This is a genomic window from Nocardiopsis sp. iso_25 (assembly GCF_056173305.1).
In genome coordinates this window covers 3,542,215-3,564,880 of record NZ_CM149667.1, presented here as the reverse complement: position 1 = coordinate 3,564,880, position 22,666 = coordinate 3,542,215, and the positions used below count along the sequence as shown (strand labels likewise).

The following is a 22,666-nucleotide window of genomic DNA, read 5'->3' as shown; positions in this document are numbered from 1 at the left end:
TCCGAGCACTTCTACCCGACCCGGGAGCGGGGCGCACGGCGGGACACACCGCGAACGGGGCCGCGACGGGGGCGGGGGCGGGTGTCCCCGCGTCCGGACGAGGGCGCAGGGCCGCTTCCGCGGCGGGCGCGAAGGGCCCCGCCGTCAGCAAGGGAGATCATAGATGAACACCCATGTCACCGCGGAGATCGCCAGCCAGCCGCAGTGCTGGCGGCGCGTCGCGGACGCTCTGGAGTCCGCCGCGCCCGCGCTGCCGCGCCCGGGGGAGCGCACGGCCGTCGTCGGCTGCGGCACGTCCTGGTTCGTCGCGATGTCCTACGCCGCCCTGCGCGAGCGGGCCGGACAGGGCGCGACCGACGCGTTCCCGGGTTCGGAGGTGCCGCCCGGCCGCTCCTACGACCGCGTCGTGGCCATCAGCCGCTCCGGCACGACGACCGAGGTCACGGACCTGCTCAGGGCGGCCCGGGACGTGCCCACCACCGTGATCACCGCCGTGCCCGGCTCACCGGTCACCGGATTCGCCGACCTGAGCGTGGTGCTGGACTTCGCCGACGAGAGGTCGGTGGTGCAGACCCGCTACGCCACGACGGCGCTCGCCCTGCTGCGCGCCCACCTGGGCCACGACGCCGAGAGCCTCGCCCGCGACGGCGAGCGGGCCCTGGAGGTCCCGCTGGACCCCCTGGTCCGCGCCGAACAGATCACCTTCCTCGGCCGGGGGTGGACGGTGGGCCTGGCGCACGAGGCGGCCCTGAAGGCGCGCGAGGCGGCGCGGATGTGGACGGAGTCCTACCCGGCGATGGAGTACCGCCACGGCCCCCTCACCATCGCCGAGCCGGGACGGCTCGTGTGGTCCTTCGGCGAGCCGCCCGCGGGCCTGGCCGCCGAGGTCGAGGCCACCGGCGCCGCCTTCCGCGCCAGCGACCTTGACCCCCTGGCCGACCTCGTCGTGGCTCAGCGCCTGGCCGTTGCCCTCGCCGAGCGGCGGGGGCTCGACGCGGACCGGCCCCGCAACCTCACCCGTTCGGTCGTCCTCGCGGACGAGCGGACGTGAGCGCCGTCGTCGCCGTCGACGTCGGCGGAACCCTGACCAAGGCGGCCCTCGTGGACGCCGACCACGGGGTGCTCCTCGCCCGCAGGACGCCCACGCCCACGGGGCCCCGCGTGGCCGAGGCCGTGGTCGACACCGCCGCCGCCCTCGTCGGGGGGCTGCGCTCCGCGTCCCGGGACGTCCCGGTCGCTGCGGTCGGGGTGGTCGTCCCCGGCATCGTCGACGTCGGGCGCGGGGTGGCGGTGTGGTCGGAGAACCTCCTCTGGCGCGACGTGCCGGTACGCGACCTGCTCGCCGAGCGCTGCGGGCTGCCCGTCGCCCTCGGGCACGACGTGGCCGCCGGAGGCCTGGCCGAACAGCGGCTCGGCGCCGCGCGCGGCCACGAGGACGCCGTCTTCGTCCCCATCGGCACCGGCCTGTCGGCGGCCCTGCTCCTGGGCGGGCGGGCGCACACCGCGGGCGGCTTCGCGGGCGAGATGGGACACGTGGACGTGGGCCACGGGGGGCCGTGCGCCTGCGGCGCCACCGGGTGCCTGGAGGCGATCGCCTCGGCCGCGGCCATCGCCCGCCGCTACTCCGAGCGCACGGGCCGATCCACCCGGGAGGCCCGCGACGTGGCCGACCTCCTCGTGCGGGGCGACCCCGACGCCGCGCGGGTCTGGGACGAGGCCGTGGACGCCCTGGCGCTCGGCCTCTCCTGGATCAGCGCGGTGCTCGCCCCGCAGGTCGTCGTGGTCGGCGGCGGCCTGGCCCGGTCCGGCGAACTGCTGCTCGCCCCGCTGCGCGAACGGCTCGAAGCCCGCCTGACCTTCCACCGGCGCCCGGACGTGGTCCCCGCCGCGCTGGGCGACGGGGCCGGGTGCCTGGGCGCGGCGCTGCTGGCCCGGGAACTGCTGGAGCACACGTGAACAGGACCTGCGACCGCGACCGCGCCCGGACCGCGACCCGGGCCGTCCCCGGCCGCGGACACCGGGTCCCGGGGAGGAGCACGTGATCGTCACCGTCACCGCCAACCCCGCCGTCGACGTGACCTACGAGGTCGACGCCCTCGTGCCGGGCCGCTCCCTGCGGGTCTCGCGCGTGTGGGAGCGCCCGGGCGGCAAGGGCCTCAACGTGTCCCGGGTGCTGCGCGGGCTCGGCGAGCCCACGCTCGCGATCGCCCCCCTCGGCGGACCGACCGGCCGGTGGATCGCCCGCTCCCTGACCGGGGACGGGCACCGGCTTCGGGCGGTACCCGTCCCCGGAACGACCCGGCGCACCCTGACCGTCGTGGGCACCGACACCACGGTCCTCAACGAACCGGGCCCGCGGCTGAGCGCCGATGAGCTGGCCGCGCTGACGGAGGCGGTGCGCGACGCGCTGACCGGCGCCCGCGCGCTCGTGCTCTCCGGCAGCCTGCCCCCGGGAGCGCCGGACGACCTGTACGCGGAGCTGGTGCGCGTCGCCGCGCGGGCGCGCGTGCCCGCGGTCGTCGACGCCGCGGGTCCGGTGCTGCTGGCAGCGGCGGCGGCCGGTGCCGCGGTGGTCAAACCGAACGCGGACGAGCTGCGCGCCACCACCGGCGGGTGCGGCGCCGACGCCGCCCGCCGACTGCTGCGGGCCGGCGCCCGCAGCGTGGTCGTCTCCCTCGGGAACCGGGGCCTGCTGGCCTTCTCCGGTGACCGGGGGTGGCGGGCGGAGGCGGTCCCGGGCGTGACCGGCAACCCGACCGGAGCCGGGGACGCCGCGGCCGCCGCGATCGCCCTGGGCACGGCCGCCGCCGACCCCTGGCCCCGGACCCTGGCCCGCGCCGCCGCGCTCGGTGCCGCCGCCGTGCTCGCCCCCACCGCGGGGGAGGCCGACCCGCGGGCCTACCAGGCGTTCCTGCCCACCGTGCACGTCGAGGAGTACGCATGACACTCGTCGGGATCACCACGCTGCTGGAGCGGGCCGTCGCCCGGCGCGGAGGCGTCGGCGCCTTCAACGTCGTCCTGCTGGAGCACGTCGAGGCGCTGATCGCCGGAGCCGAGCGCGCCGCGGCCCCCGTCGTCCTCCAGATCAGCCAGAACTGCGTGCGCTACCACGGGGCGCTGGAACCCCTCGCCCTGGCCACGCTCGCCGCCGCCCGGGAAGCGGACGTGCCGACCGCCGTCCACCTGGACCACGCCACCGATGTCCCGCTCGTGCACGAGGCGGTCGAGCTGGGCGTCACCAGCGTCATGTTCGACGCCTCCGCGCTGGACTACGAGGACAACGTCGCGGCCACCCGCGCGGTGGTCGGGTACTGCCACGCCCGCGGCGTCGCGGTGGAGGCCGAACTCGGCGAGGTCGGCGGCAAGGACGGCGTCCACGCCCCGGGCGCGCGCACCCGGCCCGAGGAGGCGGCGGAGTTCGTCCGCGCGACCGGGGTGGACTCGCTGGCCGTCGCGGTCGGCACCTCGCACGCGATGCGCACCCGCGACGCCCGGGTGGACCACGACCTCATCGGCCGCCTGAACAGCGCGGTCCCGGTGCCGCTGGTGCTGCACGGGTCGTCGGGTGTCGCCGACGCCGACCTGGTCAGGGCGGTCGACAGCGGCATGACCAAGGTCAACATCGCCACCCGGCTCAACGACGCCTTCTCCGGGGCGCTGCGCGAGCGGCTGGACGAACGGCCCGACCTGACCGATCCGCGGGCGTACCTGGCCCCCGGCCGGGACGCGCTGGCGGCCGAGGCGCACGACCTGCTCCGCCTCCTGCGCGCGGGGTGAGGGTCTTTCCGGCGCGCCGCCGCGCGGTTTTACTTTCCTGCTAAGAGGTTGCGGCCCTGAACATTCTCACGGACGTTTTCCCGTGCCGTGATTTCCGGGGCCGGCGCGCCGGGACGCCCTCCTGTTCCCCGTTTTCCCGCGCCCCGTGGAACACCCGGAGCCCCGGCCCCCGGAGTTCCCCGGGCGTCCCGGCGTTCCCGCGTTCCCCTGATTCCCCGGTTCCGGGCGTTCCCGTCCGGCCCGTTTTTCCCCGCCTTGACCTCGGGGAGGTTTTGCCCCGGTCTTTCTCGGTAGTGGGTCAAGCCAAGGGCACGGCAAGAGAAATCGGATAATGGCCGACGGCCAGGAGATCCATGAGTCAGGACAGCAAGGACGACGGTTCCCCTCCGCGCGGGGAACGACGCAAGACGATGATGCAGCGTCTGCGCGAGGCCCAGGAGCAGTTCGAGGAAGTGACCGGGCTGGAGGTCGAAGGCGTCTCCGGGTTCCAACGGTCCGGAGACGGCTGGGACCTGACCCTCGAAGTACTCGAACTGCGCCGGGTTCCGGACACGGTGAGCCTGCTGGCCACGTATTCCGTGGAACTCGACGCCGACGGGGAGATCGAGGGATACAAGCGCACCAAGCGCTACACCCGCGGTCGCTCCGACGGCTGAGCCCGGCCGACCCCGGGCGGACGGGGCCCCTGCCCTCCACAACCTCACCGACGAAAGGAGCATGATTCCGATGACGGTGATGCAGCAGTCATCCGGAGGAGGCCGCAGTTCCGGCAACCTCTACGAGGTCCTCGACCTCATCCTCGACAAGGGACTGGTGATCGACGTGTTCGCCAGGGTCTCCCTCGTGGGCATCGAACTCCTCACCGTCGACGTGCGCATCGTGGTCGCCAGCGTCGACACCTACCTGCGCTTCGCCGAGGCGTGCAACCGCCTCGACCTGACCAGCAGCGGCGGGGCCGGACTCCCCGACCTGCTCGACAGCGGCATGGAGAAGGGCGCGCGCAGCAAGTCCAAGGGCGCGCTGTCCGGGGCGGCCGAGGCCATCTCCGAGTCCTTCTCCAAGGGGCAGTCCGACGAGCAGGAGAAGCAGCCCGCGCGCGCCCGCCGCCGCTCCTCCGCCAAGAAGGAGGGCGAGGAGTGAGCACCTACGTCTACGGGATCGTCCGCGACGACGAGTCCCTCGACACCATGAAGCTGTCCGGTGTGGGCGAGGACGCGGCGCCGGTGCGCTTCGTGCGCGCCTACGGCGTGGCCGCCGCGGTCAGTGACGCCCCCGAGGGCCTGCGCGCCAAGCGGCGCGACCTGACCGCGCACCAGAACGTCCTCCAGGACCTGGCCCTGGGCCACGGCGTCCTGCCCCTGCGCTTCGGCGCGGTGAGCGAGGACGACGACGCGGTCGCCGCCGAGCTGGCCCGCTTCGCCGACCACTACTCCGTCCTCCTGGACCAGCTCCAGGACCGGGTGGAGTTCAACGTCAAGGCCAGCCACAACGAGGAGGCGGCCCTGCGCGCCGTGCTGCGCTCCGACGAGGGGCTGCGGGCCCGCAACGAGGAGCTCAAGGCGGCCGGAGGCGGCACCCCCTCCGAGCGGATGGCCTTCGGCGAGCAGGTCTCCCACGCGGTGGAGGAGCTCAGGCGCCGCGACGCCGAGACCGTCCTGAAGCCCCTGGAAGGCCTGGCCGAGCGCGTGTCCGCCTGGCCCGCCGTGGACGGCGGCCTGGCCAACGCCTCCTTCCTCGTGCACCGTGACCGCACCGAGGGGTTCCTGAGCGAGGCGGCCCGGATCCAACAGGAGCTGGCCTCCTACATGGAGGTCCGCGTCAACGGACCCCTGCCGCCCTACAGCTTCGTGGCGTCCCCCCAGCAGTGACCCCGCCGGGCGGGGACACCGAACAGGAGTCAGGGGCATGGGCCTCCTCAGCATGATCCTCACCGCTCCCGCCGCGCCGGTCCGGTTCGTCGACTGGACGGCGCGCCAGGTCCTGGACGCGGCGGAGCGGGAGATGTACGACCCCTCACGCATCCGACAGCAGCTGGCGGAACTGTCCGAGCGCTTCGACGCCGGAGAGCTGTCCGAGAGCGAGTTCGACCAGGCGGAGGACGAGCTGCTGGACCAGCTGGAGGAAGCAGAGCGGTACCAACAAGGTCTTCGATAGACGATATTGAGGTGAGATCCCGTGGGGGACACCGCGAAAATCGTGGCCGCCGCAGTGGGCGGCTACGTCCTGGGCCGGAGGAAGAAGTTCAAACTGGCCCTGGGGCTGGGCCTCTACCTGGGGGCCAAGAAGCTCGACATCAAACCCGGACAGCTCGCCCAGGGGCTGCTCAAGGAGGTCTCCGCGCTCCCGGTGGTCGGTGAGCTCAAGGGCCAGTCCCGCGAGCAGCTGCTCAACGTCGGCAGGAGCGCGGCGGGCAACATCGCCGGCAAGTGGGCGGGCGGCCTGGCCGACTCCCTCAACAGCCGCACCGAACGCCTGCGCGACGGAGCGGCCGGGGCCGACTCCGACGAGGACGAGGCCGACGAGGACGGCGCCGCGCGGGGCGAGACCGACGAGGATACGGACGAGTCCCGAGGCGACGGCGACGCCGAGGCCCGGCAGGAACCGGAGACGAGTGAGGCCCCCGCCTCCGAGCGCCGGACCAAGTCCAAGGCCGCGAAGGCGTCCCGGAGCACCGCCTCGGACACCGCCACCCGGGCCAAGGGAACCGCCGCGCGGACCAAGGGCACCGCCAAGCGCGCCTCGGGCACCGCCAAGCCCGCCCGGCGCAAGCGCGCCTCGGGCACCGGCGGAAAGGGGGGCGACGATGGCCGCGACGACTGAGTCCCAGGGGCCGCTGGCCCGGCTGCGGTCGGCCGCCGACAGGAACGAGGGCACCTCCAAGCTCGCCGACGCCCTCCAGGACTACCTCAGCGCCAAGGCCACCAGCGTGGTCAACGGCGCGGCCCGCAGGCTCGGGGCCACGGTGGAGCGCCTCACCAGCGAGGGCGTCTCCGCGGCCCCCGTCGCGGCCGGGGTCGGCGGCAAGCTCGCCCAGGGCAAGAACCCGGTCAACGCCGTGGTCACCGGCGGGGCCAAGGGCCTCAAGGACAAGGTCGGCCGGGGCCTGGGCACGGGTTCCTCCGGAGGGGGCGGCAAGCCCGGCAAGATGGTCAACATCGTCGAGGACGTCGACGTGGGCGTCCCGGTCCGCGTGGCCTACAACCAGTGGACCCGCTTCCCCGACTTCGGCTCCTTCGCCAAGGGCGTGCAGAGCGCGGAGCGCACCGGGGACACCTCCTCCCACTGGAGGGGCAAGGTCTTCTGGTCCAGCCGCAGCTGGAGCGCCGAGGTCACCGAGCAGGTCCAGGACCAGCGGATCGCCTGGTCGACCGAGGCCGCCAAGGGCACCATGAAGGGCGTCGTGACCTTCCACCCCCTGGGGGAGAACCTCACCCGCGTCCTGCTGGTGGTGGAGTACTACCCCAAGGGCCTCTTCGAGCGCACGGGCAACATCTGGCGGGCCCAGGGCAGACGCCTGCGCCTGGACCTCAAGCACTACCGGCGCCAGGTCATGATGCTGCCCCGGGACGAGGCGGCCGAACTCCGCGGCTGGCGCGGCGAGGTCCGCGAGGGCGAGGTCGTCCTCTCCCACGAGGACGCCGTCGCCCTGGAGGAGGCGGACCTCACCGAGGAGCAGTGGGCCGAACTGGAGGAGCTGGACCCCGACGAGCGGGCCGAACTCGCCGACCTGGACCCCGAGGAGCGGGAGGAGCTCGCCGACCTCGACGACGGGAGCGGGGACGCCTCCGACGACGGGCCCGAGGACGGGTTCGAGGAGGAGCCCCAGGACGAGGGGCCCGAGGCCGAGGACGACGAGGAGCTCGAGGAAGAGCCCGAGGACGACGAGGGCGAAGAGGAAGAAGAGGAGGAGTTCCCCGATGACGAGGCTGAGGGCCAGGACGCTGATGAGGCGGACGAGCATGACCTGGAAGCAGAGGAGGACGAGTACCCCGACGAGGAGGAGCGGCCCGCGGCCGAGCGCTCCTGAGCCGGGGGCCGCCTCCGCAGCGGAGACCGCCACCGCGACGGCGGTGCGCGCGTGACCCGTGGCCGTGACGGCTCCGCGGGACCGGGAGGGAACTGGTACGCATGAGTGAACCCACGCCCTGGCGGGGCGAGCCGAGGCCGATCCGCTCCTCGGGCGGATCCTCCTCCGCCAACCTCGCCGACGTGCTCGAACGCGTTCTCGACAAGGGCGTCGTGATCGCGGGCGACATCAAGATCAACCTGCTGGACATCGAACTCCTCACGGTCAAGCTCCGGCTCCTCGTCGCCTCGGTGGACAAGGCCAAGGAGATGGGCATCGACTGGTGGGAGCACGACCCCGCCCTGTCCTCCCGCGCCTCCCGGCGCGAGGACGACGAGCTGGCCGAGGAGAACAGGCGCCTGCGCGAGCGCATCGAGGCCCTGGAGGAGCACCGCACCGCGCAGGTCACCGCGGCCGAGGCGGACCCCCTCGCCGAGGAGGGGACCGAGACCCCGGCCTCGGAGGGCTCCGGCGCCCGGCGCGCGACCGAGCGGACCCGGGAGGAGGGCGACCATGGAACGGCCTGAGCAGGCGAGCTACGTCTACGCGGTGTGCCGCCCCTTCGGCCTGGCGTCCACCGACGGCCTGACGGGCGTGGGCGGCCACCCCGTCCACCTCGTCGTCGAGGGCGACCTGGCCGCCGCGGTCAGCACCGTCCCCCTGGACGAGTTCGACGAGCAGGCGCTCCACGCCAAGCTGGAGGACCTGCGCTGGCTGGAGCAGGTGGCCCGCGCCCACCACGGCGTCGTGGACGCGGTGGCGCTGCGGTCCGTGGCCCTGCCGCTGCGGCTGGCCACCGTCTACCGCGGGGACGAACGGGTCCGCCGGGTCCTGCGCGAGAACGCGCAAGCCTTCGCGGCGACCCTGGACGAACTCGTGGACCGGGTCGAGGTCGGTGTGAAGGTCTACGCCGAGGCGGGCGTGCGCACCGCCGCGCCGCCCGAGCCGCAGGCCCCCGCCGACGAGAGCCCGGGCAAGGCCTACCTGCGCAGGCGCAGGGAGCAGCGCGACCGCCGCGACGACACCTGGCAGCGGGCCTCCGCTCTGTGCGAGCGCGCCGACGAGGTCCTGGTCGCGATGGCCCGGGCGCGCGCCCAGCACCAGACGCAGAACGCCGCGCTGTCCGAGGCCCCCGGCGAGAACGTCATGAACAACGCCTACCTCGTGGACGGGGACCGGGTGGCGGAGTTCCTCGCGGCGGTGGACGAGCTGAACTCCCGCGCGCCCGAGGGCACCAGGATCGAGGCCTCCGGGCCGTGGGCCCCCTACTCATTCTCCTCCCCCCGAGCTGTGGAGACGGGCGCATGAGCGCGGTGAACGGGACCGGCCCCGCCGGGGACGGCCCGCCCGGCACCGGCGGCTTCCCCGGCCAGGCCCACTCCCTGACCACGATGCTGGACGAGGACCACCCCCTGGCCAACCGGGAGATCTCCCTGGTCGACCTGCTCGACCGGGTCCTGGCCAAGGGGGTGGTGGTCTCGGGGGACCTGACCGTCTCCATCGCCGACGTGGACCTGGTCCGGGTCTCCCTGCACGCCCTGGTGTCGTCGATCAACGAGAACGTGCCCTCGCCCTGGGAGCACGGTCACCCCCTGAGCGGATGGATCCGGCAGGAGTGAGGACCGGCCCCGGAGGGAGGGGAAGGAGGCGGTATGCCAGAGGTGAACGGGAACCCGCTCCGCGGGGCACGGGGCCCCGAGGGGCCCGCGCCCGTGCGGGTGGCCGACGCCGACACGGTTCCGGGAGGCGGGAACGACATCCTGGGACGGCTCCAGGACGCCCTGGACGGGACGGCGGACCCGGACCGGTCCCGGGAGGGGGCTGTGGAGTCCGAGACGCGGGGACTGCGCCACCGGATCGAGACCGAGCCCGACACGGTCGAGCGCGACCTGATCAAGCTGGTGCTCACCGTGGTGGAGCTGGTGCGCCAGCTCATGGAGCGCCAGGCCCTGCGGCGCGTGGACCAGGGCGACCTCACCGAGGACCAGGAGGAGCGCATCGGCATGACGCTGATGCTGCTGGAGGAGCGCATGACCGAGCTGCGCGAGCGCTACGGGCTCTCCGCCGCCGACCTCAACCTGGACCTGGGCCCGTTGGGGTCCCTGCTGCCCCGGAACGGGGAGTAGGCGGACGTGCGCCCGGCGCCCGTCTCAGGGGGAGGACCCTGACAGAGGACGGGCACCGGGGGAGGGGTCGGCGGGGCCTCGCGCGGCCTCGGCCGCCGGGCGGGAGTGGAGTGGCCCGGGGCTACTTTCCACCGACCCCCATCATGCCGCGCACCAGGGAGCGGCGCGCGAAGAGGTAGACGAGGAAGAGCGGCAGGGTGGCCAGCACGACCGCGGCCAGCATGCCGGGCACGTCCACGCGGTACTCGCCCTGGAACTCGAACAGCCCCATGGTGATCAGCCGGTTGTCCGACGACTGGGTGAGGATCAGCGGGAACAGGAACCCGTTCCAGGCCTGGAGCGCGGCGTACACGCCGATGGTGCTCAGCCCCGACCGGGACATCGGCACCACCAGCTGGAGGAAGGTGCGCACCGGGCCCGCGCCGTCCAGGGCCATGGCCTCGTACAGCTCCTCGGAGATGTCGCGCATCGACCCCACCAGGATCAGTACGCACACCGGCAGCGCGAACGCCGCCGTGGGCAGCACGATCGCGGTCAGGGTGTCGTACAGCCCCAGTTCGATGATGATCAGGTACACCGGGATGATCACCGCCTGGGACGGGATCGCCAGCCCCAGCAGGAACATCCGGAACACCCCCGTGGTCCACCGGGTGCGCGAGCGCACCACGGCGAACCCGGTCATGGAGGCGAGCACCAGCACGATCGCCACCACCGCGACGGTGACGATCGCGGTGTTGAGCACGAAGCTCAGCACCCCGTTCTCGACCGCCTTGACGTAGTTGTCCAGGGTCGGGTCCGTGGGCGGGGTGAGCGGCCCGGCGGAGGTGTAGTTCTCGGAGCGCTGCACCGTGGCCACGAGCAGCGCGTACAGCGGCACCCCCACGACGGCCAGCCACACCAGGGCGCCCAGCCCGGCCAGGACGTTGGGTCGTCGGCGGCCCGGCCGCCGCCGCGGGAGGACGGGACGGCCGCCGCTCGGGAGCCGCCGTGCGGCGGGCCTCTCGGCCGTACTGGCGGTCAAATTCCCTCCCGGGTGCTGCGCATGTCGCCGAAACCGGTGAAGCGGACCAGGAGCAGGGCGATCAGCGTCGCCGTCACCACCAGGGTGAACGCGACGGCGCTGGCGTAGCCCAGCTCCCAGCTCTGGAAACCGGCCTGGTACATCAGGTACGGGACGATCGTGGTGTTGGTGCCGGGCCCGCCCCCGGTCATGATGAGCACGGTGTCGAAGTAGGTCAGCGCGCCCACCACCATCAGCACCGACGACGTGGTGATGGTGTGCCTGAGCTGGGGCAGCGTGATGTACCAGAACGCCCGCAGCCTTCCCGCCCCGTCGATCTCGGCCGCCTGGTACAGCGTCGCCGGGATCTGGCGGGCGCCGCCCTGGTAGAGCAGCATGTGCAGCGGGATGAACTGCCAGGCGCTGACGAACACGATCACCAGGAACGCGCTGTCGGAACCGCCCAGCACGTCCACCGACGACAGTCCCAGGCGGGGACCCAGCCAGGCCAGCGGGCCGAAGTTGGGGTCCAGCAGGGCCCGCCAGACGAGGGCGATCGCCGCCGAGGACAGCAGCAGCGGCAGGAAGAAGACGGCGGAGAGCACCGCGCGGTTGCGCTGTTGACCGGCTGCCCAGACTCCCAGCAGCAGGCTGATGGGGGTCTGGACGATCCAGGAGAGCGCGGTCAGCAGCACGCTCAGCCACACGGCGTTGTGCATCAGCGGGTCGCCCGCCAGGCGCGACCAGTTCTCCAGGCCGATGAAGCTGGGCGAGCCCAGCCCGCCCCAGGAGGTCAGGGACAGGTAGGCCACCAGCACCATCGGCAGGGCGGCGAAGAGCCCGAAGTACAGCAGGCCGGGCACCGCCCACAGCGGGCCGGGCCGCCCCGTGCGGGGGGCGGCGCCCCGCGCGGCGGCTCCGCCGCGCGGGAGGCCGGGCCGGGGGCCGGGGGAGGCGGAACCGCCCGCCCCGGCCCCCGTGGCCGCCGGGTCGCCGGTCATGGTGCCACCGGTCGCCTGGCTGTCGGTGCGGCCGGTCACAGGGCCGCCAGCGCGTCGACGAACTGCTCGGGCGTGCTCTCACCGTTGAACAGCGACTCGATCTCGGTGACCATCGGAGTGGCCACCTCCGGGGGCAGCGCCTGGTCCCACGAGAGCTGGAAGTGCGGCGCGTCGCGCACCATCTCGTACTGGAAGGTGGCGAAGTCCGGGCTGGGGCTGTCGGCGACGACCTCCTCGGCGTTGGTGGTGGTGGGCACCTCGCCGTTCTCCACCATGTCGGCGACGTACTCCTCCTGGGACATGTACGTCAGGAACTCCATCGCCTGGTCCGTGTACTCGGTCTCTGCGGAGATCGAGAAGTAGTTGGTCGGGTTTCCGACCACGTTGGCGGGGTCGCCCTCCCCGCCCTCGATCGGCGGGAAGGCCACGTACCCCAGGTCGTTCGTCGCGAACTCCTCGTTCTGGTCCAGGATGGTGGAGTACTCCCACGAGCCCATCAGGTGCATGGCGGCCCGGCCCTCGGACAGCAGTGCGGAGGCCGCTCCCTCGGTGTAGCTGACCGAGGCGTAGGAGTTGCCGAACGCGCCCTGGTCCACCAGTTCCCGGACCATCCGGGCGGCCTCCAGCACCGCGGGGTCGCGCCAGCCCTCGGAGTCGCCCTCCACGATGCGCGCGAACACCTCCGGTCCCCCGATGCGGTCCACCAGGTACTGGAGCCACATCTGCTCGGTCCAGGGGTCGGCCCCGGCCAGGGCGAAGGGGGTCACGCCCTCCTCGGTGAAGGTGTCGACCAGGTCCAGGATGTCCTGCCAGGTCTCGGGGGGCTCCGCTCCGGCCTCCTCGAACACCGTCTCGTTGTAGAAGAGGATGACCGGCTGGGTGCCGCGCAGGGGAATGCCGTACTGCACGCCGTCGACCTTGCCCGCTTCCAGGATGGAGGGGATGAAGGAGTCGGCGAACTCGGGGTTCTCGGCGAGCATGTCGTCCAGGGGAACGAGCATGTCCTGCTCGACGTAGGGCTCGATGCTGCCGCCGCCCCAGTTGAAGAACACGTCGGGCTTCTCGCTGGAGCCCATCGCCGTGCGCAGGCGCTCCTCGTAGCTGTCCCCGGGGACCTCGTCGATGACCGCCTCGGTCTCGGAGGCCTCGTTGAACCTCTCGACGGCGCCCTCCTGCACCACGACCAGGGTGTCCTGGTACATCCACACGTGCATGCGGTCGTCTCCGCCGCCGCCACCGGAACAGGCGGTGACGGCGAGCAGGCAGAGCGCCGTCGCTCCGGCGGCGGAGCCCAGGCGGGGGGTTCTCATGGCCACTCCTCTTTCGAAACTATCGGTAAGTATTTCGAAATATTTGCGCCCGAATGTACGCGGCGTCACCCCGAGCGTCAATAGGAGGATGAGAGCTGGGTCACCCGTGGCCGCACGGAGTTGCCATGACCGCGTAGGATCAGGCGTCGTGAGCGCAGACCCGACCCCCGACTCCGCCCGAAACACCCTTTCGGAGCCGGTCACCATCTCGAAAATTGCGGAAGCCGCAGGCGTATCGGTGCCGACGGTCTCGAAGGTGCTGAACGGACGCGCCGACGTGGCCAGCGAGACCCGCGCACGCGTGGAGGAGCTGATCCGCCGCCACGGCTACCGGCGACGCCGGGGCCCGGGCGGAGGCCGTTCCTCCATGGTCGACCTGGTCTTCCACGAACTCGACAGCGCCTGGGCGGTCGAGGTCATCCGGGGCGTGGAGAGCGTGGCGCGCTCGGAGGGGCTCAGCGTCGTGCTGACCGAGTCCGGGGGCGCCCAGACCCCCCGCGACGACTGGGTCGACGCCGTGCTCGCCCGCCAGTCCACCGCCGTCATCCTGGTCTTCTCCGACCTGGCGCCCGAACAGCGCACCCGCCTGACCGCGCGCGGCATCCCCTTCGTCGTGGTGGACCCGGCGGGGGACCCGGGGCCGGACATGCCCTCGGTGGGCTCGGCCAACTGGAACGGCGGCCTGGTCGCCACCCGCCACCTCATCGAGCTCGGCCACCGGCGCATCGGCGTCATCGGCGGGCCCCGGCACGTGCTGTGCAGCAAGGCCCGCATCGACGGCTACGCCTCCGCGCTGGACTCGGCCGGGCTGACGGCCGACCCCGCGCTCGTGCGCTACGGCGACTTCCACGTGGAGAGCGGGCGCGACCGGGGCCGGGAGCTGCTCCGGCTGGACGACCCGCCCACGGCCGTCTTCGCGGGCAACGACCTCCAGGCCATGGGCCTGTACGAGGCCGCCCGCGAGCTGGGCGTGCGCATCCCCGAGGACCTGAGCGTGGTCGGCTACGACGACCTGCCGGTGGCCCGCTGGATGGGGCCGCCGCTGACCACCGTGCGCCAGCCGCTCACCGAGATGGCCGAGGAGGCGACCCGGATGGCGCTCACCCTGGCGCGCGGCGGCACCCCCGCCAACCTGCGCCTGGACCTGGCCACCGACCTGGTGGTCAGACGCAGCAGCGCCCCGCCCCCTGAGAGCTAGGCACTGTTTTGTAGAAGTGGGTGTGTGGTAGGTCCTGCTCTGACAGGGTTGTGTCATGGCCGGTCGTCATGAACTCTCCGATGCCGAGTGGGCCCTGCTCGCCCCGCTCATGCCCGCCGACCCTCACAAGGGCAAGAAGTGGGCCGACCACCGCAAGGTCATCAACGCCATCCTGTTCCGCGCCCGTACCGGCATCCCCTGGCGGGACCTGCCCGAACGCTACGGCCCCTGGGAGACCGTCGCGGGCCGTCACCGCCGCTGGTCCATCGACGGCACCTGGCAGAGAATCGCCGACCGGCTGCGTATCGACGCCAACAGCGGCGAGGAACTCATCGTCGGCATCGACTCCACCACGGTGCGGGCCCACCAGCACGCCGCCGGAGCGGCGAAAAAGGGGAGATAGCGCGGGACGAACCGGACGGGGCCGAGGCCCTGGGCCGCTCCCGGGGCGGGCTGACCACCAAGGTCCACCTGCTCGCCGACTCCCGCCTGCGGCCCCTGGTGCTGGCCACCACGCCGGGCCAGCGCGGGGACAGCCCGATGTTCGAGCCGTTGATGGCCGCGTTGCGGTTGCCCCGCAGCGTGGGCAGGCCCAGGACCCGCCCGGACCGGGTCCTGGGCGACAAGGCCTACTCCAGCCGCGCCAACCGGGCCCTCCTGCGTCGGCGTGGGATCAAAGCGACCATCGCCCAACCCCGCGACCAGCGCGAGCACCGCAAACGCAAAGGTTCGGCGGGCGGCAGGCCCCCGGCCTTCGACCGGGCGGCCTACCGCGACCGCAACACTGTCGAGCGGTGCATCAACCTGCTCAAGCAGAACCGGGCGGTCGCGACCCGCTATGACAAGCGGGCCGTGATCTTCGACGGGACCGTGCAGGTGGCCTCGATCCGGATCTGGCTTCGAGACCTGACCCGTTCAAAAAACAGTGCCTAGGGGAGGACCTTGTACAGCCCGGCCCCGGCGGGACCGTGGGGCAGGACCCGCAGGCGGTGGGGCTCGGTCTCGGCGCGCAGCGCGTCCTCGGTGAGCGTCCACCAGTCGTAGCGGACCTCGTCGCGAGCCAGGACCCGGTCCCGCTTGTGGACCTCGTAGGTCATGTGCCACTCGACCCGTTCGGGTCCGCTGGGCTCGGCGGCGGCCCAGCCGACGTAGGAGCGGGCGCCGACGCTGACCTCGCTCATCTGCGCCCGCTCCACGCGTTCGGGCTCCAGCGGGGCGGCGAGGTTGAGCAGGACGAAGGCCCCCGGGACCAGCCGCGGGGCCAGGTCCTCCCACAGCCGGTCGCGCTCGTGGGGGCTGAAGTGGCCGATGAGGTTGGCCATCACCATGCCGCCGATCCGGTCGGGCAGGTGGGCCGAGAGCAGGTCGTCGCCGTCCACGGTCACCCTCCCGCGCAGGCCGGGATCGTCGGCGATCCGGGAGAGCAGCACCGTCCGCAGCAGGAGGGAGGGCTCCACGGCCAGGATGGGGGCCGTGGGCAGGGCCGCGGCGATGAGCCGGGTTCCGTGGCCGCCGCCCGCACCCGCGTCCACGACGGGCCCGGAGTCCCCGGGCAGGGAGGCCAGTGCCTCGGTCAGGACCTTCCGGTGGTGCTCCCACCACCCGGCGATCATCAGGTCCAGGTACTGCCCGGAGCGGGCGTAGGGGTCGTCGTACTCAGGCATGGCGCGTCTCCTCGCCGTAGTGGGTGAAGGGAATGATAATCATTTCTGAACCCTGGCAGTCCCCGCCGCTGCGGCGGAAATGAAAAGCACAATCGTTTTTCCGGGGTCCGGTGCGAAATTCCGGTGGGAGGCGGATAAATTCTCCGTGCGCCGCCCCGGCGGCGCTTGATGCGCGATCGCTGATCGAATAGTCCTGGATGTGTTCCCGCTTTTTCCGCTGGTCGTTTTCGAGGGGGAGAGATGGCCGCACAGCATTCCGTCCACGAGGGGCACGCGCACGAGCACGGTCATGGCTGCGGGCACGTGGCCGTGCCGCACCAGGGCCACGTGGACTACGTCCACGACGGTCACCTGCACCATGAGCACGAAGGCCACTGGGACGAGTGCTCCGCGGGGGATCACGCCGTCCACGAGGGGCACGCGCACGAGCACGGTCACGGGTGCGGGCACGTGGCCGTGCCGCACGAGGACCACGTGGACTACGTCCACGACGGTCACCTGCACCGCGAGCACGAAGGCCACTGGGACGAGCACGCTCCCGACCGCTCCTGACCGCGACGGCCCGTCCGGGGAGCCCCCGGACGGGTTCGGCCGGTCCTCAGGGCCTGTGCGTCGGAGTGTTGGACGGGTAGGGCAGCAGGGCCATCTCGCGCGCGTTCTTGACCGCCGCCGCGATCAGCCGCTGCTGGCGTGCGGTCACCCGCGTGACCCTGCGGCTGCGGATCTTTCCTTTCTCGGAGATGAACTTGCGCAGAAGAGTGGTGTCCTTGTAGTCGATGTAGTCCATGTCTCCCAGCGGATTGGCGAAACTCCGCGTGGGCTTGCGCTGACGGCGTGCTGAAGAGGGCATGTTCACCTTTCTGAGATTCGCACTCCCGAGGGCGCACAGACCGTGCGCGCCCTCTCTGCCGGGCAGCGGGTACGCGCACCCCCCTCTCCGCCGCCCGCAGTGACTGAAAACGATTATCGTTCCCAAAATCCTACACGCTCCGCAGGCGGAGCGCGCGACCCCCGGGGCCTGTGCGAGGATGGCCCCGGATTTCGGGAGGGGCGATGACGCTGATCACCACGGACGACGGGCTTGGCATCGAGTGCACCGAACACGGTGACCCCCGGGGGCGCCCGGTCGTGCTCCTGGCCGGGTTCAAGGCCCCCGCGACCTCCTGGTGCCACCAGGTCCCCGCGCTCACGGACGCCGGATACCGGGTCCTCGCCGTGGACCTGCCAGGCCACGGCGCCGCGGGGCCCCTGCCTCCGGGCATGACCATGGACCGGCGCGGCGACTGCGTCCACGTCCTCCTGGAGCGGCTGGACCTGGAGGGCGTCGTGCTCGTCGGCGGCTCCATGGGTGCCAACACCGTCTGGGCGTACACCTCCGGGCACGGCACCGGTCGCCTGGCGGGCGCGGTCTCGGTGGACCAGACGCCGAAGATGCTCAACACCGCGGACTGGCCGTACGGCTTCTACGGCTACGACGAGGGCAACGCCGACACCTACTTCGCCGACGGCATCCCCGCCACCGGCCACGGCACGCCCCTGTGGCGGCGCGGTGTGCGCCTGGTCAGGACGCTGCGCGCGATGCGCGGCGCCGATCGCGAGCTCACCCCGGCCGAGCTGGAACTGCTGGGCGACCACGCCCGGCGCGACTGGCGCGACGCGGTCGCCGGGCTCGACGTGTCCGCCCTGTTCGTGGCCGGGGCCGAGAGCGAGCTGTGGCCCGCCGAGCACGCCGCGGCCGCCGCCAAGCCCAACCCGCGCGCCGGTGCGGCCGTGGTGCGCGAGGCCGGGCACGCCGTGAACATGGAGCGGCCGGGCGCCTTCAACGCCGGGCTGCTGCGCTTCCTAGCCCGCGTCGAGGGCTTCTGACCGGCTCCGTCACAGCACCCTGTAGCCGTCCCCAAGGGGTTGAGCCCTGCGCAAAGCCGAACCACCCGCCCGTAGAGCGGACAGCAGCGGTGCGCCGCAGGGGGTTGGGGTGGCATATGTGGTGGCCGTTCCCCCGTGGGGGTTGGAGTCGCATATGTGGTGATCGTTTACCCGTGGGGGTTGGGGTGGAACGTGTGGTGGCCGTTCACCCATGGGGGTTGGGGTGGAACGTCCTGTGGCCGTTCCCCCGTGGGGGTTGGCGTAGAGCGTGCTGGTGAAGGCGGCCACGCGCCCGTGGAGGTTGCGGGTTCCCCGTCAGCCCCTGGGGGGTGGGTGGTCGTGGTGGGCACTGGCTCCGAGGTTCAGTGCTGGGGGCGGGGACCGACTGAGAGCAAGTTCGCCCGGCGAACTTGCCGAAGGAGATCCCTGCACGCCGATCATTACAGGTGTCTGGTGGGCGTCACGGAGGGGTTCGGGAGGTCGCCGGGGGGAACGCCCACCGGGAGTCTCCCTCAGCCATCCGTGAGCGGGGGTACACGGTTCAGACCAAGAGCGGCCATGAAGCCCCGCGCGTGACCGCGCGTCGTAGGGGGTCCGCAAGTTGTAGAGCGTCCCTGCGTCAGCAAGTACAGGGGGTTATCGGGTCTCCTGCGATGCTCAGCTCCAGGGGGTTGAAGGGGAACTTCCAACGGTCCCGAGCCCCAGAGGGTTGAAGGGGAACTTCCAGTTGTCCCGAGCCCCAGGGGGCCGGAGGCGACAGCGGATTCCGCCGTGGTGGGATGTCGGTATGGCTCCGCGGTCGAAACCCCCTGAGAACGCGCGTCCGCTGTCGTACACCATCCGTAGCGCGCCGAGGTCCCCGGACTCCGGGCCCGCACACGCGATGACCGCTCCCGAAGCGGTCTCCAGGATCGCCTCCGGCGGCGGCGTCCACGCCTTCCTGATCCTCCTGATGCCCTTCTCCATCGCGGACGGCGTCACCCCCGGGTTCCTCGTCACCGTGCTCACGACTGCCTACGCCGTCCTCCTCACGGTCACCACGCTCCCCGGCCTGATCGCCTTCCTCCTGGAGCGCAGGCGCGCGTTCGGCAGCAGACGCAAGTCCGAGCGCAGGTGCGCGTGCGAGCACGGGCGCGCGTCCGACCGCAGTACCCCCACGCTTCGGGCCACCAAGGCCGCTCCCTCGGCCGTCGCGGCCCTGCTCTACGCCCTCCTCCCCGCGTCCATGATGATCACCGAGGGCCCCGACGCCTTCATCATCGCCACCTCCCTTTTCATCGGCCTGTTCGGCTACCTCGTCCACCGGGCCTGCCTGGCGGTCACCTTCTCCTCCTCCGCGGGAGCCGTCGTCCGCGTCGTGGCGCTGATCGCGCCCCCGCTGTTGATCCTGGGCCTGGCGTCCGCTCTCCCCTGAACCGGCGGTGGTCCCGACCGGCTCCCGGGCCCGGTCACGGACGAGCCGCGGCGCCGATGCCGACACACTGGTAGGCGTCCACGAGGGAGAGAACCGCACCGGTCCCGCCGCGCATCAGCGGCGGCCGACCGTGCGGTCCGGGTCGAAGGAGGGCGTGGTGAACGGTGGCGCGGATGGCGTGGGTGGTGCGGATGGTGCGAATGGCATGGGTGGCGCGGATGGTGTGGGCGGTACGGGCGGTTCCGGCCGGACGTACCGGAAGGCCGAGAAGCGGCGGTCACAGATCCTGTCGCGCGCGATCGAGGTGTTCGCCGAGCACGGGGTGGGCGCGTCGCTACGGGCGATCGGTGAGGCCATCGGGGTGTCCCACGCGGCGCTGCGCTACTACTTCGCCTCCCGCGACGAACTCCTGGTGGAGGTCTACCGCGAGCACGAGGCGACGGGGCGCGAGCCCTCGGATCCGGACGCCGTCTCGGCGGTCGCGGTCATGGAACGCAGCGCGGAGCGCAACCGCTCCATCCCCGGCCTGGTCGAGCTGTACGCGACACTGACCACGGACGCCTTGCAGGAGCAGCGCCACCCCGCGACACGGGAGTTCGTCCGGGCCCGGTTCCGGGCGCTGCGCGCCGACATCGCCGAGCGCGTCCGCGCCGGTCAGCGCTCCGGCGAGATCGCGGCCGACATCGACCCCGACGACGCGGCGGCCCTGGTGATCGCCGCGTCCGACGGGTTGCAGTTGCAGTGGCTGCTCGACCCGCAGGAGGTGGACGTCTACCGCTCGCTCCAGGTCCTGGAACGGCTGCTGCCCGGCGGGGAAGAGGGCAGTGGGGGATGGGGCGACGAGGTCGGGGACAGAGACGCCAGAGTCAGCGGAACCGGCGGAACCGGAGCCGACGGGGCCGGCGGGGGAGACCCGTCGGCCCAGACCCCGTGAACGCGCCCCGGGCGTCGTCGCCCGCCCACGGCGACGACGCCCGAGGTCTCCGCGTCAGGCACCCGAGCCCCCTGCTTCAGACGCCCAACGCCCCCGCATCAAGCACCCGCCGCCCCTGCATCAGGCACCCAACGCTCCCGCGTCAGGCGCCCGCCGCACCCAGCGTCGGGCTGGCCGGGTCCCACCCCTGCGGGAGCGGAGCCACCGGCTCCACCGCCGAGGTGATCTCCACCGGCGTTCCGCCGGCGGCCGCGTCGCGGATGCCCAGCAGCACGTCGAGCACGTGCGAGGCCACGGCCCCCGACGCGCGTTCGGTCCCGCCCGCGCGTACCGCGCGGACCAGGTCGACGACCCCGGCCCCGCGCCCGTACACGGGCCCCTCGGCGGGCATGGTGACCGGCTCGTCCCGGTCGCACCGCCACAGGGTGGTGTCCCCGCCGAACGTGTTGGGGTCGGGCAGGACGATCGTGCCCTCGGTGCCGTTGACCTCCACCATTCCCGCCCTGTGCAGCGCGTGCTGGAACGAGAACGTGGACTGGGCGGAGCGGCCCGGGCCGAACTCCACCAGCGCGGCGTGGTGCGTCGGCACCTGCACCTCGAACACCTGACCCGCCCGGGGGCCGCTCGCGATCGTGCGGGTCGCGCGGCCGGTGGAGGCCACGGCCTGCACCCGGGTCGCGGCGCCGAAGACGTGCACGAGCGCGGTGACGTAGTACGGGCCCATGTCGAACAGGGGCCCCGCCCCGTGGGCGAAGAGGAAGTCCGGGTCCGGGTGCCAGGACTCGGGCCCGGGCACGTGGAACATCGTGGTCGCGGTCAGCGGCTCCCCGATGTCGCCGCGGGCGATCGCGCGCAGCGCGGTCTGCGTCCCCGCCCCCAGCACCGTGTCCGGCGCGCAGGCGACCCGCAGCCCCGCCTCCCCGGCCCTGGCCAGCAGCCCGGCGGCCGCGTCGTGGTCCAGGGCGATGGGCTTCTCGCTCCACACGTGCTTGCCCGCGTCGAGGATCTGGTGCCCGACCTCGGTGTGCACGGCCGGGACGGTCAGGTTGACCACGACCTCGACGTCCTCGCGCGCCAGCAGCTCCGCCACGGTCCCGGACGCCGGAACACCGTACGCGTCGGCCTGCGCGGCGGCGCGCGCCAGGTCCAGGTCCGCGACGAAGCGGACCTCGACGTCGGGGAACCGGGTCAGGTTCTCCAGGTACTGGGTCGAGATGTTGCCCGCGCCGATGACGCCGACCCCGGCCACCCCGGTGGCCCCACCGACCCCGCCGACCCCGGCGGTCCCGGTCCCGGTGCGCGTCATCGGTCGTTCTCCCCGAGCCAGGCCAGCGACCGCGCGATGCCGTCGAACACGTCGCCTGCGTAGGCGTCGAACTCGACCACGCGGATCGCCCGCGGTGCGGCCTCCAGGACCGCGCGGACGTCGACCTCGCCCTCGCCCGCGGGCCGCTGCCGTGTCACGTCGCCGTCCAGGGTGCCGTCCTTGACGTGGATCAGTCGCACCCGGTCACCGAAGGCCCGCAGCAGCGCCGCGGCGTCGGCCCCGCCGACCCCCGCCCAGTAGGTGTCCACCTCCAGCACGACCCGCGGCTCCAGGTGCTCCACGAACACCTCCAGCGCGTGCCTGTCGCCGATGCGGGAGCTCAGCTCCCAGGCGTGGTTGTGGTAGCCGAACTCCAGGCCCCGCTCGGCGGCCAGCTCCGCCAGCCGGTTCACGCGCTCGGCCAGTCCGGCCACCTGGTCGGCGGTCTGCCACCGCTCGGCCGGGACCAACGGGTCGATGACCGTCGCGATGCCCAGTTCGGCGGCCGCGTCGAAGACCGCCTCGGGGGTCTGGGAGTCGATCACGGGGGCGTGGCCGGAGGGCGCGGTGACGCCCGTCGCGGCGAACACGCGCCCGTACTCCTCGGTGTCCAGGTGGAACGCGTACGGCTCCACGTGGGCGAACCCGATCTCGGCCAGGCGTGCCACGGCGCTCTCCAGGCCGTCGGCGAGTTCGTCACGGACCGAGTACAGCTGCACGGATGTTGTCGGCACGGGGGGCTCCTTCGTTCGCTGGGGCGTCGCCCTGTCGCTCACATCGCGGCCGCGCCCCCGAGGGTGCGGGGCGGGGCCGCCCACCCAGATTCTTACATTGGAAGAATTTTGTCCAGGGTTTTCCGGGCGTACGATCCGAGCCCGCGATCGGGGTCCACGATCTGAGCGCACGCTCCAGACCCACGATCGGGGAGCACGCTCCGGGTACACGATCGGCGCGCACGGTCCGGGCACGCGAACGGCACACGGGGCGCGGGCGGGCGCGACCCC

General features: G+C 72.7%; 26 protein-coding genes and 1 pseudogene. 20 read left to right on the top strand and 7 right to left on the bottom strand.

The window, feature by feature from the left end:
* The first annotated feature begins 163 nt into the window (after positions 1 to 163).
* From AC0VX6_RS15525 to AC0VX6_RS15460, 14 genes are all read left to right on the top strand, one after another.
* On the top strand, positions 164 to 1,051 hold the full coding sequence (locus AC0VX6_RS15525) for an SIS domain-containing protein (protein ID WP_274973412.1): 888 nt from the start codon (positions 164 to 166) through the stop codon (positions 1,049 to 1,051).
* On the top strand, positions 1,048 to 1,956 hold the full coding sequence (locus tag AC0VX6_RS15520) for an ROK family protein (protein WP_475464861.1): 909 nt from the start codon (positions 1,048 to 1,050) through the stop codon (positions 1,954 to 1,956). Before AC0VX6_RS15525 ends, AC0VX6_RS15520 begins: the two co-directional genes overlap by 4 nt.
* Before the next feature lie 82 nt (positions 1,957 to 2,038).
* Positions 2,039 to 2,944, top strand: a complete 906-nt coding sequence (locus AC0VX6_RS15515; RefSeq protein ID WP_475464859.1) for a 1-phosphofructokinase family hexose kinase — start codon at positions 2,039 to 2,041, stop codon at positions 2,942 to 2,944.
* Complete coding sequence (locus AC0VX6_RS15510) at positions 2,941 to 3,777, top strand: class II fructose-bisphosphate aldolase (RefSeq protein ID WP_475464857.1); 837 nt, start codon at positions 2,941 to 2,943, stop codon at positions 3,775 to 3,777. Before AC0VX6_RS15515 ends, AC0VX6_RS15510 begins: the two co-directional genes overlap by 4 nt.
* Before the next feature lie 353 nt (positions 3,778 to 4,130).
* Positions 4,131 to 4,433, top strand: coding sequence for a gas vesicle protein GvpO (locus tag AC0VX6_RS15505; protein WP_274973408.1), 303 nt, complete (start codon positions 4,131 to 4,133; stop codon positions 4,431 to 4,433).
* A 70-nt stretch (positions 4,434 to 4,503) separates the two neighbouring features.
* On the top strand, positions 4,504 to 4,917 hold the full coding sequence (locus tag AC0VX6_RS15500) for a gas vesicle structural protein GvpA (protein WP_130398325.1): 414 nt from the start codon (positions 4,504 to 4,506) through the stop codon (positions 4,915 to 4,917).
* The gene (locus AC0VX6_RS15495; protein ID WP_274973407.1) at positions 4,914 to 5,645 is read left to right on the top strand and encodes a GvpL/GvpF family gas vesicle protein; all 732 of its coding nucleotides are present in this window, start codon (positions 4,914 to 4,916) and stop codon (positions 5,643 to 5,645) included. Before AC0VX6_RS15500 ends, AC0VX6_RS15495 begins: the two co-directional genes overlap by 4 nt.
* A gap of 37 nt (positions 5,646 to 5,682) precedes the next feature.
* Positions 5,683 to 5,931: a gas vesicle protein GvpG gene (locus tag AC0VX6_RS15490; RefSeq protein ID WP_061081336.1), complete on the top strand. Its 249-nt coding sequence runs from the start codon at positions 5,683 to 5,685 to the stop codon at positions 5,929 to 5,931.
* A gap of 21 nt (positions 5,932 to 5,952) precedes the next feature.
* On the top strand, positions 5,953 to 6,597 hold the full coding sequence (locus AC0VX6_RS15485; RefSeq protein WP_475464855.1) for a hypothetical protein: 645 nt from the start codon (positions 5,953 to 5,955) through the stop codon (positions 6,595 to 6,597).
* Entirely contained in the window at positions 6,581 to 7,804 is a 1,224-nt protein-coding gene (locus tag AC0VX6_RS15480; protein WP_475464853.1) for an SRPBCC family protein, read from the top strand. The genes AC0VX6_RS15485 and AC0VX6_RS15480 overlap by 17 nt, the downstream gene beginning before the upstream one ends.
* A gap of 101 nt (positions 7,805 to 7,905) precedes the next feature.
* Positions 7,906 to 8,370: a gas vesicle protein gene (locus tag AC0VX6_RS15475; RefSeq protein ID WP_274973404.1), complete on the top strand. Its 465-nt coding sequence runs from the start codon at positions 7,906 to 7,908 to the stop codon at positions 8,368 to 8,370.
* Positions 8,357 to 9,151: a GvpL/GvpF family gas vesicle protein gene (locus AC0VX6_RS15470; RefSeq protein ID WP_475464851.1), complete on the top strand. Its 795-nt coding sequence runs from the start codon at positions 8,357 to 8,359 to the stop codon at positions 9,149 to 9,151. Before AC0VX6_RS15475 ends, AC0VX6_RS15470 begins: the two co-directional genes overlap by 14 nt.
* The gene (locus AC0VX6_RS15465; protein WP_274973402.1) at positions 9,148 to 9,462 is read left to right on the top strand and encodes a gas vesicle protein; all 315 of its coding nucleotides are present in this window, start codon (positions 9,148 to 9,150) and stop codon (positions 9,460 to 9,462) included. The genes AC0VX6_RS15470 and AC0VX6_RS15465 overlap by 4 nt, the downstream gene beginning before the upstream one ends.
* A gap of 33 nt (positions 9,463 to 9,495) precedes the next feature.
* Positions 9,496 to 9,969, top strand: coding sequence for a gas vesicle protein K (locus tag AC0VX6_RS15460; protein ID WP_475464849.1), 474 nt, complete (start codon positions 9,496 to 9,498; stop codon positions 9,967 to 9,969).
* Positions 9,970 to 10,090: 121 nt separating this feature from the next.
* Here the strand turns inward: AC0VX6_RS15460 and AC0VX6_RS15455 are convergent, their stop codons facing one another.
* The 3 genes from AC0VX6_RS15455 to AC0VX6_RS15445 are packed head-to-tail and all read right to left on the bottom strand — an operon-like array spanning position 10,091 to position 13,280.
* Positions 10,091 to 10,990, bottom strand: a complete 900-nt coding sequence (locus tag AC0VX6_RS15455; RefSeq protein WP_475464847.1) for a carbohydrate ABC transporter permease — start codon at positions 10,988 to 10,990, stop codon at positions 10,091 to 10,093.
* Positions 10,987 to 12,009, bottom strand: coding sequence for a carbohydrate ABC transporter permease (locus AC0VX6_RS15450; RefSeq protein ID WP_475464845.1), 1,023 nt, complete (start codon positions 12,007 to 12,009; stop codon positions 10,987 to 10,989). Before AC0VX6_RS15450 ends, AC0VX6_RS15455 begins: the two co-directional genes overlap by 4 nt.
* Positions 12,006 to 13,280, bottom strand: coding sequence for an ABC transporter substrate-binding protein (locus AC0VX6_RS15445; protein WP_475464844.1), 1,275 nt, complete (start codon positions 13,278 to 13,280; stop codon positions 12,006 to 12,008). Before AC0VX6_RS15445 ends, AC0VX6_RS15450 begins: the two co-directional genes overlap by 4 nt.
* A 148-nt stretch (positions 13,281 to 13,428) precedes the next feature.
* Between AC0VX6_RS15445 and AC0VX6_RS15440 the strand changes: the two genes are divergently transcribed.
* Positions 13,429 to 14,478 (top strand): LacI family DNA-binding transcriptional regulator, encoded by a 1,050-nt coding sequence (locus AC0VX6_RS15440; RefSeq protein ID WP_302475359.1) that lies wholly within the window; start codon positions 13,429 to 13,431, stop codon positions 14,476 to 14,478.
* 55 nt (positions 14,479 to 14,533) lie between these two features.
* Positions 14,534 to 15,411, top strand: a pseudogene (locus AC0VX6_RS15435) (IS5 family transposase).
* Here the strand turns inward: AC0VX6_RS15435 and AC0VX6_RS15430 are convergent.
* Positions 15,408 to 16,142: a class I SAM-dependent methyltransferase gene (locus tag AC0VX6_RS15430; RefSeq protein WP_475464842.1), complete on the bottom strand. Its 735-nt coding sequence runs from the start codon at positions 16,140 to 16,142 to the stop codon at positions 15,408 to 15,410. The pseudogene AC0VX6_RS15435 and the gene AC0VX6_RS15430 overlap by 4 nt on opposite strands.
* 240 nt (positions 16,143 to 16,382) lie before the next feature.
* On the opposite strand from AC0VX6_RS15430, the gene AC0VX6_RS15425 reads away from it, so the two are divergent.
* Positions 16,383 to 16,694, top strand: coding sequence for a threonine dehydratase (locus AC0VX6_RS15425; RefSeq protein ID WP_274973395.1), 312 nt, complete (start codon positions 16,383 to 16,385; stop codon positions 16,692 to 16,694).
* A gap of 46 nt (positions 16,695 to 16,740) precedes the next feature.
* Here the strand turns inward: AC0VX6_RS15425 and rpsR are convergent, their stop codons facing one another.
* A complete protein-coding gene (gene rpsR, locus AC0VX6_RS15420; RefSeq protein ID WP_475464840.1) occupies positions 16,741 to 16,992 on the bottom strand; it encodes a 30S ribosomal protein S18 in 252 nt (83 codons plus the stop codon).
* A gap of 203 nt (positions 16,993 to 17,195) precedes the next feature.
* Here rpsR and AC0VX6_RS15415 point away from each other — a divergent pair, with 203 nt between their 5' ends.
* The 3 genes from AC0VX6_RS15415 to AC0VX6_RS15405 all read left to right on the top strand — a co-directional run bounded on the left by AC0VX6_RS15415 (position 17,196) and on the right by AC0VX6_RS15405 (position 20,356).
* Positions 17,196 to 18,008: an alpha/beta fold hydrolase gene (locus AC0VX6_RS15415; protein WP_274973393.1), complete on the top strand. Its 813-nt coding sequence runs from the start codon at positions 17,196 to 17,198 to the stop codon at positions 18,006 to 18,008.
* Between the two features lie 883 nt (positions 18,009 to 18,891).
* Entirely contained in the window at positions 18,892 to 19,422 is a 531-nt protein-coding gene (locus tag AC0VX6_RS15410) for a hypothetical protein (protein ID WP_274973392.1), read from the top strand.
* A gap of 205 nt (positions 19,423 to 19,627) precedes the next feature.
* Positions 19,628 to 20,356 carry a TetR/AcrR family transcriptional regulator gene (locus AC0VX6_RS15405; protein ID WP_475464838.1) on the top strand — a complete coding sequence of 243 codons (729 nt, stop codon included), beginning with the start codon at positions 19,628 to 19,630 and terminating at the stop codon, positions 20,354 to 20,356.
* A 142-nt stretch (positions 20,357 to 20,498) separates the two neighbouring features.
* Here the strand turns inward: AC0VX6_RS15405 and AC0VX6_RS15400 are convergent, their stop codons facing one another.
* Both AC0VX6_RS15400 and AC0VX6_RS15395 read right to left on the bottom strand, forming a co-directional pair.
* On the bottom strand, positions 20,499 to 21,662 hold the full coding sequence (locus AC0VX6_RS15400; RefSeq protein ID WP_475464837.1) for a Gfo/Idh/MocA family protein: 1,164 nt from the start codon (positions 21,660 to 21,662) through the stop codon (positions 20,499 to 20,501).
* Positions 21,659 to 22,396, bottom strand: a complete 738-nt coding sequence (locus AC0VX6_RS15395; protein WP_475464835.1) for a sugar phosphate isomerase/epimerase family protein — start codon at positions 22,394 to 22,396, stop codon at positions 21,659 to 21,661. Before AC0VX6_RS15395 ends, AC0VX6_RS15400 begins: the two co-directional genes overlap by 4 nt.
* Between the last annotated feature and the right edge of the window lie 270 nt (positions 22,397 to 22,666).